The 14,633-nt window shown below is 74.0% G+C and carries 6 protein-coding genes; 2 read left to right on the top strand and 4 right to left on the bottom strand.

Annotated features, from left to right (window positions below):
* Together ACWD0J_RS39475 and fabD are read right to left on the bottom strand one after the other, a co-directional pair.
* On the bottom strand, positions 1-2,888 hold a 2,888-nt coding region (locus ACWD0J_RS39475), incomplete at its 3' end, for a type I polyketide synthase (protein ID WP_451500697.1).
* A gap of 88 nt (positions 2,889-2,976) precedes the next feature.
* A complete protein-coding gene (fabD, locus tag ACWD0J_RS39470) occupies positions 2,977-10,407 on the bottom strand; it encodes an ACP S-malonyltransferase (protein ID WP_451500696.1) in 7,431 nt (2,476 codons plus the stop codon).
* Between the two features lie 325 nt (positions 10,408-10,732).
* On the opposite strand from fabD, the gene ACWD0J_RS39465 reads away from it, so the two are divergent.
* The gene (locus ACWD0J_RS39465; protein ID WP_451500695.1) at positions 10,733-12,409 is read left to right on the top strand and encodes a fatty acyl-AMP ligase; all 1,677 of its coding nucleotides are present in this window, start codon (positions 10,733-10,735) and stop codon (positions 12,407-12,409) included.
* A 5-nt stretch (positions 12,410-12,414) separates the two neighbouring features.
* Here ACWD0J_RS39465 and ACWD0J_RS39460 read toward each other — a convergent pair whose 3' ends face one another.
* Positions 12,415-13,086 carry a TetR/AcrR family transcriptional regulator gene (locus ACWD0J_RS39460; protein WP_451500694.1) on the bottom strand — a complete coding sequence of 224 codons (672 nt, stop codon included), beginning with the start codon at positions 13,084-13,086 and terminating at the stop codon, positions 12,415-12,417.
* Positions 13,086-14,135, bottom strand: a complete 1,050-nt coding sequence (locus ACWD0J_RS39455) for a hypothetical protein (protein WP_451500693.1) — start codon at positions 14,133-14,135, stop codon at positions 13,086-13,088. The genes ACWD0J_RS39460 and ACWD0J_RS39455 overlap by 1 nt, the downstream gene beginning before the upstream one ends.
* A 185-nt stretch (positions 14,136-14,320) precedes the next feature.
* On the opposite strand from ACWD0J_RS39455, the gene ACWD0J_RS39450 reads away from it, so the two are divergent.
* On the top strand, positions 14,321-14,530 hold the full coding sequence (locus ACWD0J_RS39450; RefSeq protein ID WP_451500692.1) for a DUF5988 family protein: 210 nt from the start codon (positions 14,321-14,323) through the stop codon (positions 14,528-14,530).
* Positions 14,531-14,633: the final 103 nt, after the last annotated feature.

Raw genomic sequence — 14,633 nt, 5'->3', positions numbered from 1 at the left:
TCGCGAGCCAGCCCCACGTCACCGTGGCGATGATGCTGCCCCTCCGGTCGGACACGGCGGGGCTGCGGCGGCAGATGGCGCTGCGCGGAGGGCGAGGCGTCCACGGCCCGGCTGTGCACCGAGAACTCGGACCAGCCGTCGCCGTCCGGGGGGCCGATCACGAGGTGCACGGCGCGTTCCTGTGTCCCGGGCAGGGTCAGCGCCTGCTCGAAGGTGACAGCGGACAGCCGCAGTCCGTCCTCGGTGCGGGCCGCCGAGGCCAGCAGCTCCTGGTAGTAGCCGATGTGCACGACCCCGGCGGTGTCGGCGACCTCGGGCAGCAGCGCACGGCTGACGGTGCTCGTGAACTGCCGTTGCTCCAGCGGGGACGGCAGCGCTCGCAGCCTCAGGGCGCCGACGGGCGCACCGGTGCCGGCGGGAGCCGCCGGGGTGTCCCGCTCCACGGTGGTGGCGCGGTGCTCGCGGCGCCGGAAGGTCTGGCCCGGCAGGTCCAGCCGGGTTCGGTCGTAGCCCTCGTCGAGGGCGGACCAGTCGACCTCGTCGCCGGTCAGGTGGCGGTGCGCCAGGCCGTCGAGGAGTTCGCGCCAGATGTCGTCACCGGGCAGCCGCCACACACCGCTCGCGTCGGCCGGTGCGGGATCGCCGCCGATGTGCACCAGGGTCTCGTAGCCGTGCGCGGCGAGTGCCGCGGCCGCCGTCCGCGGTGCGGCGCCGGTCTCGGGCCGGATCCAGAACGCCGGTTCTACGGCCTGGTCGGCGCTCACCTCGGCGGCCTGCGGTCCGTGCAGCAGGCGCAGCGAGAGGGTGCGCCGGGGCAGGACAGCGGGGGCGGGGACGGCGGCGTGCCGGGCGCCGAGCAGGCTGCCCGCCGCCGCGGCGTCGAGGGCGCCGCCGAGCCAGGCGGCCGCGAGGTCGCCGGGCGTGCGCCCGGCGACGACGGCACCGGGGACGAGGCCCCAGTCCGCGAGCGTGCGCACCAGCGCGACCTGACAGGCGAGGGTCCGCATGTCCACGGCGAGGGGGGAGCCGGTGTGTCCCGGGGCGGGCGGCTCGGCACCGGCGGCCGCCCCCAGCTCGGCCGCGCAGCGGTCGTAGTGGGCGCGGAAGCCGGGGTGGGTGGGGTGCAGCGCCTCGATGATGCGGGCCGCCCCGTCCGTGGTGGCGTCCAGCAGGAAGGCGACCGGGCGTGCCGGGGCCCGGTCGCGGGCGCCGACCGCGTCGGCCGCGGAGAGCTGCCGGCCGGCGGCGTGCGCCTCGGCACCGTCGCCTGCGGCGAGAGCCGCCAGCCAGTCGGTCAGTTCGCCGCCCGAGGCGGTCACGAGGGCCGCCCGGTGCGCGAAGTGCGCGCGACGGGCGGTCGTGGTGTGGCACACGTCCGCGAGGGGTGCCTCGGGATGCCGTGCCAGCCAGTCGCCGAGGCGGGCGGCCGCGTCCCGCAGGCCCTGGGGGTCGCGTGCCGACACGGCCAGTACGTGGGCGGGGCGCTCGGGGCCGGTCCCGCGCGGTGGTCCGGCCGGCGGGGCGGTCAGGACGACGTGCACATTGGTGCCGCTGAAGCCGAACGAGCTGACGCCCGCGGTGCGCGGCCGGCCGTCGGCATGGTCCGGCCAGGGGCTCGTACGGTCGTTCAGGACCACCGGCAGCCGCTCGACGCCCAGCCGCGGGTTGGGGGTCTTCAGGTGCAGGTTGCCCGGGATCCCGGCGTGCCGCAGTGCGAGGACCGTCTTGATCAGGCCCGCCACTCCGGCCGCCGCCTCCAGGTGGCCGACGTTGGACTTGACGGCGCCGATGCGCAGGGGTGCCTCGGGGGGCCGGCCGGCGCACAGGACGTCGGCGGCGGCACGGACCTCGATCGGGTCGCCCAGCGGGGTGCCGGTGCCGTGCGCCTCCAGATAGTCCACGTCGTGGGGGTCGATCCGGGCCGACTTCAGGGCCTGAGCGATGAGTTCGCGCTGCGCCCGGCCGTTGGGGACGGTCAGGCCGCTGGTGCGTCCGTCGTGGTTCACCGCCGATCCCCTGATCAGGGCGAGGACGGGGGCGCGTACGGCCGTGGCGTCCTCGGCGCGCATGAGGGCGACCATGCCGCAGCCCTCGCCGCGGCCGTAGCCGTCGGCCGCGGCGTCGAAGACCTTGCACCGGCCGTCCTCGGACAGGGCCTCCATGCGGCTCAGGGCGACCATGACGGCGGGCGACAGCATCGCGCTCACCCCGCCGGCCACGGCCGCGGTGCATTCGCCGCGGCGCAGGCTCTCCACCGCCAGATGGATCGCGAGCAGCGACGAGGAGCAGGCCGTGTCCACCGCGAGGGCGGGGCCGCGCAACCCCAGGGTGTGCGCCACCCGGCCCGCCGCGACGCTGATGGCCGAGCCGGTGGCGGTGTAGGGCCCGGTGGCCTGCGACGGCCGGGGCAGCAGCGAGTTCTCCGAGCCGGAGATGCCGACGAAGACACCGATGTGCCGTTCGGCCCGGGTGCCGGAGAGCAGCCCGGCGTGTTCGAGCGCCTGCCAGCTCGCCTCCAGCAGCAGCCGGTGCTGCGGGTCCATCTCGCGGGCCTCGGCGTCCGGGACGCCGAAGAACGCCGCGTCGAACGCGTGGGCGCCCTCGGTGAGGAAGCCGCCGCGGCGGGTGTAGGCGGTGCCGGGGGCGTTCCGGTCGGGTGAGTACCAGCGGTCGGCGGGCCAGCGGTCGGCCGGGACGTCCACGACAGCGTCGCGGCCCTCGCGCAACAGGTCCCAGAAGCGCTCCGGACTGTCCGCGCCGCCGGGGAAGCGGCAGCCCAGGCCGACCACGGCGATGGGCTCCTCCGTCCGGGCGCGCAGCCGCTCGACCTGCTCGCGCAGGGTGCGTACGGCGTCCAGGGAACGCCTCAGCAGGGCGTCATCGGTCATGGCCGTTCCTCTCCCCCTGTGGTTCGCCGGGCACCCGCACGGTTCGCTCCGTGGCAGGCGCCCGGCACACGTGCTCACGCTTCACGCCCTACAGCTCCAGTTCCGCCAGGACGTGCTCGAGTTCGGCCGCCACGGCCGAGACGCCGTCGTCCGCCGCCGGCCCGGGCCGGGCCGGGCCGGCCGGCGGCTCGATGCGCAGCAGCCGCCGCAGCTTGGCCCGTTCGGCGTGGACGACACCGAACTCGGGCCGCGCGTGGTGCAGCGCCGCGTCGAACGCGGCCACGCCGACTGCGTTCTCCAGCGGGGCCAGGCCCAGCCGGCGGCGTACGAAGCCCTCGGTTGCCGCGTCCACGCGCATGCCGCCCTCGCGCCAGAACGGCCACACCACGGCGATGCTCGCGCCGGTGCGCTCCCCCGCTGCCCGTTTCTCCTCGCGCCGGCGGCTGAAGGCGTTCAGGAAGCGACTGGCGAAGGCGTAGTCGGCCTGGCCCGGGTTGCCCGCCAGCGCCGCCAGCGAGGAGAACACGACGAAGAAGTCGAGGTCGTCGCCGCGGGTCGCCTCGTCGAGGTGCACGGCACCGTCGACCTTGGCGGCCAGCACGGTGTCGATCTCACCGGCGGTCTTGTTCGGCAGCAGCCCGTCGCGCAGCACCCCGGCGGAGTGGATGACGCCGTGCACGGCCCCCCAGCGCTCACGGGCCAGGGCGAGCAGCCGGTCCACGTCGGCGCGGGCGGCGACATCGGCCCGTTCGTAGCGGACGTCGCTGCCGAGCGCACGGATGCGTTCCAGTGCGGCCCGGCGGTCGGCGGTCAGCTCCGAGCGGCCGACGAGCAGCAGGTTCATCCGTGCGCGGCGGGCCAGGTGCTCGGCGAAGAGCAGGCCGAGACCGCCGGCCCCGCCGGTGATCACGCAGGTCGTGCCGTCGCGGACGGTGACACCGGCGGGGGTCTGCGGCTGCGCGGGCAGCTCCCGCAGCCTGCGCACCCAGCGGCCCTCGTCGTCATGGCGGACCTCGGTCTCGGTGCGGGTGCCGGCGGCCAGTTCGGCGGCGCAGGCCCGCAGCAGGGCGTCCGCCGGGTGGCCGCCCGTGGTGCTCACGGTCACGGCCTGCTGGACGAGCCGGGGATTCTCGTGCTCGACGGAGCGGGCGAAACCGCCGAAGGCCTCCGCGAGCTCGTCGGACGGGCCGCCGGTACGGACGTGCAGCCGCAGCAGCCGTACGGGCTGCCGCAGGCCGCCCCTCAGCAGGGCCTGGCTTAGGTGGAAGACGGACGTCAGCGCGGTGCGTGGCTCGCTCCAGGCGTGCAGGACGGTGTCGGGCGGGGTGTCGAGGCCGGTGAGGAGGGCGGCGTGGTCCTCGGGCGACGCCGCCCGGACCGTCCGCTCGGCGCCGGACTCCGTGTACCGCTCGCCGGCGCGTACGCCGATCACCAGGGCGGCATCGGTGTGGAGCCGTCGCACGCGCTCGGTGAGGGCCCCGTCGCTGTCGAGGACCAGCACCGGGCGGGTGAGCCAGGAGGCGGGACCTTCGGCGGCGTCGGCTCGTTCCCAGTCCGCGGTGTAGTGCACGACCTGCGGTGCCGTGCTGTCCGGTGTGGCCCCGGCGGTCGTCGCGGGGACCGGCGGCGGGGCGTCCTGGGCCGCCGGGCCGGGGTCGTCGAGGCCGAGCTGGTCCAGCAGGTGGCCCGCGAGGTCGTCGACGCAGGGGTAGTCGAAGACGACGCCCGCGTAGAGGACCAGGCCCAGCGACTCCTCCAGCAGGTTGCCGAGCCGGACGGCCGTCACCGAGTCCATGCCCAGCTCGAAGAAGCCGCGCTGCCGGTCCGGCGGGCTGTCCGGGGGGAACTCCAGCAGTGTGCCGAGTTCCCGTTGCATGTGGGTGGCCAGGGCGGTGTGCCGTTCGCTGCGGGGCACACCGGCGAGCAGGGCCCGGAGGTCGGGCACGTCCGGCACGTCGGGCACGTCGGGTACGTCGGCGGGCGGCTCGCTCGCGGGGCCGGGGAGCGCCGGGGCCGTGCCGGCCGGCTCCAGCCAGTAACGCTCGCGGGAGAAGGGGTACGTCGGCAGGGACACCCGGTGTCCGCCGGTGGGCGAGGCCGCCCAGTCGGTGTCGGCGCCCTCGGCCCACAGGGCGGCCGTCTGATCGGGCGTGGCGTTCGCCGGGACGGCCGGTGCCGTGCCGGACCGTTCCGGCCGGCGGCCGATGCGCACGCCTGCGGAGGCGGACCGGCCGGCGGCCACGTGGTCGAAGCCGTCGATCGCCTCGGTGAGGGTGCGGGCCGTGAACGCGGCCCGGTGCTCCATGGCCTCCCTGCCCTGCTGGAGCGTGTGCGCGATGTCGGCCGGCCGTGCTGGTCCCTCGTCGGTGCCGGACGGTTCCCGGTCGAGCGTGCGCAGGAACGCCGCCATCCGGGACGCGTAGGAGCGCAGGTTCTCGGGCGTACGGGCGGACAGCGGGAACACCAGCGGGCGGCCGGGGCCGGCGACGGGGGGCCGGTGCCGGGGCGGGGCCTCTTCGAGGACGAGGTGCACGTTGACCCCGCCCGCGCCGAACGAGCTGATCCCCGCCCGGCGCGGGCCGGTCGTCCCGCCGTCGGGACCGGGCAGCCGGGGCCGTTCCCAGGCGGCGGTCTCGCGCTGCACCCGGAACGGTGTGCTGTCGAGGTCGAGATGCGGGTTCAGGCGCGGCGAGTGCAGCAGCGACGGTACGAGGGTGCCGTGCCGCATCTGGAGCACCACCTTGGTGACCTGGGCGATGCCGGCCGCCGCCTCGGCGTGGCCGATGACCGACTTCACCGATCCGATGGCGCACGGCGGCCGCCCGTCACGGCGGTGCGGGACGGCCGCGTCCCGGTAGGCCTCGGTGAGACCGCGGACCTCGATCGGGTCGCCGAGGCTGGTGCCGGTGCCGTGCGCCTCGACGTAGCCGATGGTGCCGGCGTCCACTCCGGCGTCGCGCAGCGCGGCACGGACCAGTTCGGCCTGCGCGACCGGGTTGGGCACGCCGTAGCCGTAGGTACGGCCGTCGCTGTTGACCGCGGAGCCCTTGATGACGGCATGGATCTGGTCGCCGTCGGCCCGTGCCCGCTCCAGCGGCTTGAGCAGGACCGCGCCGACCGCCTCGGCCGGGACGTACCCGGTGCCGCCCTCGCCGAAGGCGCGGCAGCGGCCGTCCTGCGCGAGGAACCCGGCCTCGGCGAGCATCACGTACTTGCTCGGGTGCAGCGAGAGGTTCACCCCGCCCGCCAGTGCCATGGCGCACTCACCGCGGCGGATGGCGGCGCAGGCCAGGTGGATCGCGTAGAGGGAGGAGGAGCAGGCGGTGTCCAGGCTCAGGCTGGGGCCGCCCAGGTTGAGCAGGTGGGAGATCCGGTTGGCGACGGAGAACGTCTGGGAGGTGACCATGCGCCAGACGCCCTGGTCCAGGTCGTTCCCGGCGAACATCTGGTAGTTGTTGTAGGTCACTCCGGCGAAGACGCCCACCGACCCGCGCTGGTCTCCCAGCCGGGAGTCGGCCAGGGTCGCCGGGGTGTATCCGGCGTCCTCCAGGGTCTCCCAGGCGGTGGTGAGGAACAGCCGCTCCTGCGGGTCGAGGAGCCGGGCGTCGCGCGGCGAGATGTGGAAGAACTGCGCGTCGAACGCGTCGACGTCGTCCAGGAAGCCGCCCCAGCGGGGCCATGCGTCGCCGAAGCGCGCACGGGCCAGCTCCGCGTAGCGCCGGTAGCCGGGCCGGTCGAGCGGTATCTCGCCGACGCAGTCGCGGCCGTGCCTGAGTCGCTCCCAGAAGTCGGCGACGGTCGGAGCTTCGGGGTAGCGTCCGCTGATGCCGATGATGGCGATGTCGGCGGGTGCCCGGGGGCCGGGGTCGGGTGCCGCGGGCCGGGGTGTGGTGCGAGGCGCGGTCACGCTGTGTCCGGGCGGTTCCGCCGAGGCGGTGACGGAAAGGGCGGACGGTTCCGCCGCGGCGGTGACGGATCGGGCGGGCGGTTCGGCCTGGGCGGTTCCGGGGACGGCAGGCGGTTGCGCCTGCGCGGCGGCCACGGGCGGCGTGGGTGTCTCGCGCACCGTGCCGGCCACATGGCGGGCCAGCGCGTCCAGGCTCTTGTACGTGAACAGCGTGGTGCTGTCGAACGGCCCGTAGTGCTCCTCCAGCCGTCGGCGCAGCTTTTCCACGAGGAGGGAGTTGAGGCCGAGGTCCTCGAAGCGCGCGGCGGGGTCGATCTCCTCCGGCCGCCACTTCAGTGTCTCGGCGAACAGCTGGACGAGGTGGCCGCGGATCCCGTCCTGCGAGGTGGTGTCCGCGAGGGCGGCAGGTGCCGGGGGCACGGCGGCGTCCGCCGTGGGGGCGTGGTCCGGGCGCGGCAGCCCGTGGGGCCTGAGGTCCTGCGGCCGGCAGCGCCGGCGTTCGAACGGATACGTCGGCAGTGGCGTCCGGCGCACCGGCCGTTCGGCGCGCAGCACGGACCAGTCGAGATCGGCGCCCGCCGCCCACAGCCGGGCCAGTCCGCCGGTCTTCCCGGCGGCGACGAGGGCGGCGAGATACGCCTCGCCCTCGGGTCCGCCGAGCAGGGCCCGGGCCAGGCCGGCGGTGCCGGTGGCGCGCCCGGTGCACCAGGTGTCGCCCTGCTCCTCGCCACGCAGGAAGCGGACCAGCGCGTCGTACAGCTCGTCGACGTCCGCCGCGACCACCGCGAGCCGCTCCTCCATCGGCTCCCGGCCGAGCTGGAGGGTGTCGGCGAGGGAGGTCAGCGTGAAGTCCGGGGCGCCCTCGGCCGGTGCGTGCCGGTCGAGGTGACGGACCAGTTCCCGGGCGTAGGCCCGCAGCGCGTCGGGCGTGCGGGCGGACAGCGGTATCAGGAGCGGGACGGCGGGCGGGGCGGGGGCGGCCCGGTCGGTGACGTACTCCTCCAGCACCACGTGCGCGTTGGTGCCGCCGAAGCCGAACGAGCTGACGCCGCAGCGGCGCGGGACCGGCGTGCCGTCCGCGGTGGCCGGGCGGGCCCAGGGCGCGACGCGGTCGCCGATGCGGAACGGGCTGCCGTCCAGGCGGATGTACGGGTTGAGCTCGTCGAAGTGGCGCAGGGCGGGCAGCTGCCCCTGGCGCAGGGCCCGCACCATGGTGACCAGCCCGGCCAGACCGGCCGCTGCCTCCAGGTGCCCGATGGCGGTCTTCACCGACCCCAGGGAGCAGTGCGGCTCGGCGGGGGCGGGGTGTCCCCAGTCGTGGTAGAGCCGGGCGAAGGCCTGCTTCAGGCCCTCGATCTCGATGGGGTCGCCGAGGCTGGTGCCGGTGCCGTGGGTCTCGATGTGCGTGGCGGTGGCCGGGTCGAGCCGCGTACTGCGCCACGCGTCGACGATGACGTCCGCCTGCGCTTCGGGGCTGGGAGCGGTGAGCGAGGCGCTGCGGCCCGAGTGGCCTACGGCGCTGCCCCGGATCACGGCGTGGATGTGGTCGCCGTCGGCCTCCGCGGCGGCCAGTGGCTTGAGCACGATCGCGACCACGCCCTCACCGCGCACGTATCCGTTCGCGGACCGGTCGAAGGTCTTGCAGCGGCCGTCCGGGGCGAGCATGCCGGCCAGGCCGAAGCACTCGAACGGTGTGGGACTGAGCAGCAGGTTCACTCCGCCGGCGACGGCCAGGTCGCATTCGCCGGAGCGCAGGCTGCGTACCGCGCGGTGCACGGCGACCAGGGAGGACGAGCAGGCGGTGTCGACGGCCTCGCTGGGACCGCGCAGGTCGAGCTGGTACGACACCCGGTTGGGCAGCATGGCGTGCGCGAGGCCGGTGGCGGTGTGCGCCTGGGGCCCGGCGGTGCTGTGGCCGAGCACCTCCAGGTAGTCCATCGAGCTGAGCCCGACGAACAGGCCGGTGCGGCTCCCGGCCAGCTCGCCGGGGCGTCGTCCGGAGTCCTCGACGGCCTTCCACACGGTCTGCAGGAACAGCCGCTGGTGCGGGTCCATCAGCTCCGCTTCCTGCGGCGAGATGCCGAAGAAGGAGCAGTCGAAGGTGTCGACGTCGTCGAGGAAGGCGCCGTGCGCGCGGCGGGCCCGTTCCGGCCCGGCCCAGTCGTGCCAGCGCTCCTGCGGCACGCCGGTGACGAGTTCGTCCCCGGCGAGCAGGCGCTGCCAGAACTGGTCCAGGTCCGCCGAGCCGGGCAGCAGTGCGCTGACGCCGACCACGGCGACGGGGTACGGGGTCTCCTCCCGGGCCGAGCCGGCCGCTTGGGGGCCCGGCATCGGCTCGCGGGGCGGGTCCGGCTCGGTGTCCTCGTGTTCCGCGTCCGGGTAGCGGGCCGTCACCAGGTCGCAGTGCTCGGCCAGCAGATGGCCCGCGAACGCCTCCAGGGTGAAGTGCTCGAAGAACACCGACGGTGTGAGGTCGACCCCGAGGTCCTGGCGGAGCCGGTCGGCGAACTCGATCAGCCGGATCGAGTCGAAACCGAGGGTGCTGAGTTCCGCCTCGGCCCGGATCACGGACGGCTGCACCTTCAGAACCTGGGCGACGGTGGTGCGCAGGTCGCGCAGCAGGGTGTCCCGCAGCGGCTCACGGGGTGCGTCGGCCGGGCGCGCCGCACGCTGCCGCCCGGGCCGCCGCAGTCGCAGTTCCCCGTCGTGCGGGGTGCCGGTGGCCGACGGCAGTGTCTGCGCCTCGGCCGTCCGCGGGGGCCGGCGTTCCATGTCCCGCCGGGTCGCCTGGATCAATCCGCGCAGGGCCCTGCCCGGTCCGAGGGGTTCGATGTCGCTCACGCCCTGCCCGATCAGATGGCGGACGGTGTCCGTCCACCGCACCGGGTGGTCGAGCTGGCGTGTCAGCGCGCCGGCGACGTCGTCGTCGTAGGGGAGCGCGGTCACGTTGGAGATGACGGGGACACCGGGCGGGCGGAGGTCGAAGGACCGCACGAAGTCCTCGAACTCCTCCCGCAGGCCCGACATGTACGGCGAGTGGAAGGCGCCGCTGACCCGCAGCACCGTGTACAGGCCCGCGCCCGCGTCCTCGAAGACGGAGCGGGCGCGCTCGACGTCCTCCCGGGGGCCGGCGACCACGATCTGGGTCGGGTTGTTGTAGTTGGCGATCGACAGGTCGGACAGGCCCGGGGAGTCCAGGACCTCGTCGACCTGCTCGGCCGTCAGGCCCACGACGGCGGCCATGCCTCCGTCGGCCACCCGGGCCATCAGTTCGCCGCGTTTGGCCACCAGGCGCAGTCCGGTGGCGAAGTCGAAGGCGCCGGCGGCATGCAGCGCGTTGTACTCGCCCAGGCTGTGTCCCGCCACGTAGTCGGGCTCGGGCCCGCCCTTCCCGCGATGCGCCAGCAGGCTCAGCGCGTTCACGACGTACAGAGCGGGCTGGGTGAACTCCGTGTTCTGGAGCAGCCCGTCGGTGTCGTCGCGGCACAGTGCCTCGACGGAATAGCCGAGTATGGCGTCGGCCTCCGCCACCAGCTCCGGTAATGCGGCGAAGAGCGGCGCACCCATTCCTTTGTGCTGCGAACCCTGGCCGGGGAAAACGAGCGCGAACACGGCGTGTTGTTCCTTCAGTTTGCGTCGGAAAACCGATCCGGGATCTTTCGGCTGCGGGATCGAGAGAATGCGCAGCACTATTCAGCCGATCCATCATGGCCGGGGCGACTAAGGATGCTCTTGCGGCTCTCTAAAGCGGGGTAATCGCCACATTCCGCGCTTGACTTCGCCGTTGCATGCTGCACATCATACGCTCGCATTCACCATGCCATTTTCAGCCGCTCTGCGGTGGTCAATTCGGGGGTATGAAATGACACTTTCCGTTTCGACTGAGGAAGTACACACGGACCGCCGGGGATTCGAGCCGGAGGAACATCCGGCGCAGGTGTCCCTGAGCTCCGCGGCCACGATCGGCGCGGCGCTGCTGGACCTCGCCGAAAGCGATCCCGGCCGGCCGTTGTGCTACGTCGAGGGCTCCGGGCAGCCGGTGCGGCTGACGGCGGCCGAACTCGCCGAGCGGGCGGGGGCCGCGGCGACGACCCTGGCCGAGCACGGGGTACGGCCGGGTGACCGGGTCGGTGTCTGCGTGGACACCGGCGTCGACGCCTACGCCGCGCTGCACGGCTGCTTCCTGCTGGGTGCCGTCCCCTTCGTCTGTGAACCGCCGCTGGCGACCATGCGCCGGCAGCGCTGGGAGGACCGGCTGCGGCTGTTGCTCGGCCGGGCGGAGCCGCGTGCCGTGGTGGCGTCCCCGGAGTTCCGGGAGGCCGTGTCGGCACCGTGTGCGCAGGCCGGGGTGGAGATCGTGGAGCCGCCCTTCGAAGGCGGTCTCCTGCCGGGCTCGGTCCGGGCGCGGCCCGGTGACCTCGCGCTGATCCAGTTCACCTCCGGCACCACGGACAACAGCCGGGGCGTCGCCCTCACCCACGAGGCCGTCTTCGCCAACGCCGCCGCCATCGGTGACCGTGCCTACCGCCGTGGCGATCTGATCGTCAGCTGGCTGCCGCTCCACCACGACATGGGCCTGATCGGGCTGAACCTCGCTCCGCTGCTGCACGGTCTGCCGGTCGCGAGCATGCCGCCGCTGTCCTTCGCGCTGCGCCCGGAGCGGTGGCTGTGGGCGATGCACCGCTACCGGGGCACCTTCACCTCGGCGCCGAACTTCGCGTACCGGTTGTGCGCGACGAACGTGCCGGACGCCAGACTGGAGGGGCTCGACCTCAGTGCCTGGCGGCTCGCCGGCAACGGCGCGGAGGTGGTCCAGGCCGGCACGCTGCGGGCGTTCGCCGAGCGCATGGCCCCGTACGGCTACCGGGAGCGGGCGATGACGCCCTGCTACGGCATGGCGGAGATCACCCTGGCGGCGACCATGTGCGTGCCCGGTGACCCGCTGATCACGCTTGCGGTCCGCCGTGACCGGCTGGCCGCCGACGGCGAGGTCGTCGAGGCGCTCCCGGACGATCCCGACCGGCAGGAACTGGTCTCCTCCGGCGGTGCGCTGAAGGGGATCGAGATCCGGGTGGTGGACGAGAAGGGCGCGGACCTGCCGGACCGCCGGCAGGGGACGGTCCTGCTGCGCTGCCCCTCCATGATGTCGGGCTACTACCGCCAGCCCGAGGATACCGCCAAGGTCCTCGACGACGACTGGCTGGACACCGGCGACCAGGGGTTCCTGGACGACGGGCAGTTGTATGTCACCGGGCGGATCAAGGACGTCGTGATCATCGCGGGGTCCAACTACCACCCGTACGCCTTCGAGGCGGCGGCCGCCACCGTGGACGGACTGCGGGCGGACGCGGTGGCCGCCGTGGGCTGCCCGGATCCGGTGCGCAGCACGGAGGCACTGGTGCTGGTGGTGGAGTCGCGCAGCCACGCCGACGCCGCGCGTGTGGCGGAGATCCGTTCGTCCGTGACCGGGGCGGTGTCCGCGGAGACGGGACTGCGCCCCGACCGGGTGGAGGTGGTGCCGCGGGGTGCCCTGCCGAAGACCCCGAGCGGCAAGCTCCAGCGCCGCAAGGTGGTGGAAGCGCTCGTCAACGGGACGCTGCCCGGGCGTCGTTGAGGGTGTCACGGGACGGGCGGTGAACCCAGCCGGCCGAGCAGCATGGCGTCCGCGTACGGTCCGTAGAGGTCCACGACGGCGTCCAGGTCCAGGTCGGCGAGCGGGCTGATCGGCACCACGTAGCGGCCCGTGACCAGCCCGACCAGCAGGGACGCCACGAGGACGGCGCGCAGTTCGGGGTCCGGGGCCGGGATCCGGCGGGCGATCGGCACCAGCAGTTCGCCGCCGGCGACCTCCCGGAACAGCTGCGACGCCTCGGGGTGTTCCATCGCGGACCGGAAGACCATGAGGAGCGAGGAGCGTGACGCGGCGTCCTCCCACCGGGAGAGGAAGCCGCGGACCAGCCGGCTGCCGGGCCCGCGCCGCACGCCGTCGTCTCCGTGGGCGGCCGGGAGTTCGTCGAGGAGCTCGGGCAGTTCGGGCAGCAGCTCCTCGGCGCGCATCGCCTCCCGGATCACCACGGAGAACACCTTCTCCTTGCTGCCGTAGTGGTACATCACCAGGGCCGGATCCACACCGGCCCGTTCGGCGATGGCCCGGACGGTGGTGCCGCGGTAGCCGTGCCGTGCGAACAGCTCGACCGCCGCGAGCCGGATCAGCTCACGGCGGTTCTCCTGCGCCGCGTCCGGTCCGCTCGGTTCCGCGGGCACCGAGGCGCCGCTCGGCTCGGCCGCCATCAGGCCGTCCGGGGTTCGGCGGCCGTCCGGGACTCGGCGGCGGGCGCGGTACCGGGCAGTGCGGAGGCGGGTACGACGACCAGGACCGGGCGGAACGGCCGGAACCGTTCCACGGCCACGGTGACGAGCCACGCGACGGCCGCCCACAGGGCCAGGGTGAGCAGCGGCCCGCCGACGGCGTTGCCGCCGAAGTAGAAGACGCGGCGCAGCAGGGACACCGTGCTGCCCATGGGCAGGTACTGCGAGACGGCCGAGTAGAAGGCGGGCTGGAAGTGCGGGTCGACGACACCGCCGGACGACGAGACGCCGAGCGGCAGCACCAGCAGTGCGCCGACGACGATGCCGAGCGCACGCAGGACGGCCTGGCAGGCCGCCACCACGCCGACGACAGCCAGCGACAGCAGGACCGCGATCCCCAGCAGTTCCGCGAAGTGGCCCGACAGGGCGCCGGTGACCGGCCCCGCGAGCAGGGCACCGACCAGGCCGGCGACCACCGCGTAGGCGACGGAGGCCAGCAGGCGCGCGGAGGCCCGCTCACCACCGGCGGCCAGGCTCAGCCCCACCTGGAACAGGAGTCCGCCCACGGACAGGGCGACGCACAGCAGCACCGCGCTCACCCCTCGGGAGTCGTGTTCGGGCAGGGGGGCGATGTCCCGCACCCGCGGCGGTGTTCCGAGTTGCCCGGTCAGCCGCTCGTAGGCCGCTGTCGCGGCCCGGGTCGGCGCGTCGCCCGCAGCGCTCGCGGTGATCAGTCCGGGCGCGCCCTGGGGACCGATGACGATCGCGGCCAGGATCTCCTGGTCGCGCAGGGCCGCCCGGGCCTCGTTCTCGCTCGCGTACGCGGTGACGTCGAAGGCGCCCGGTGCGCCCGCCTCCAGCTGCTGGCCGAGACGCTCGACGGCCGGAGCCGGTCCGGACACCCCGAGGGGCATGTCGTGCGGGGCCGGGTTGCGCAGCCCGGGGATCATCAGCCCGGCGAAGGCGATGACCAGGAAGAGCCCCAGCAGCGACGGACCGAGCAGAACACGGTAGTTGGGCGGAGAAGTCATGACCTGCCCCCAGAAAGCTGACAAACAGGATGAATTTTGCTCAACAGGCGTTGAGGAACAGTCTGGCGTGTGGCACGCCGTCGCCACAACTCCCCTTGCGGGGTCTTTTTTTGGCCCGAATTTAGGCGGGCGCGCCAACCTGACGTGCGTGACAGATGCCGGTCCACGTATCAGGAGGGATTGCCATGTCGGACTTCGAGGTGCTGCTGGTCGGCGGCCCGTCCGCCATTCCGGGTGACGAACGCGTCCAGCTCTCCCCGTCGCTGACGGAGAAGATCAAATACCGGTTCGGCGCCCACTACGAACACTTCGTCCATGAAGGCGAGTTCGGAGCCGTCGGCGAGAAGCGGCTGCCCATCTACCGGTGGACGATGCGCACCGCCATCGCCGAATGAGTGAGGAGGCGCGCGGGCGTGTGGCCGAGCTGCACGAGATCCGTGCGCAGGCGCTGGCCGGGCCGAGCGAGAAGGCGACCGGGGCGCAGCACGCCAAGGGCAA

The organism is Streptomyces sp. NPDC003011, from assembly GCF_053591515.1.
This window is presented reverse-complemented; position numbering and strand designations above follow the sequence as displayed.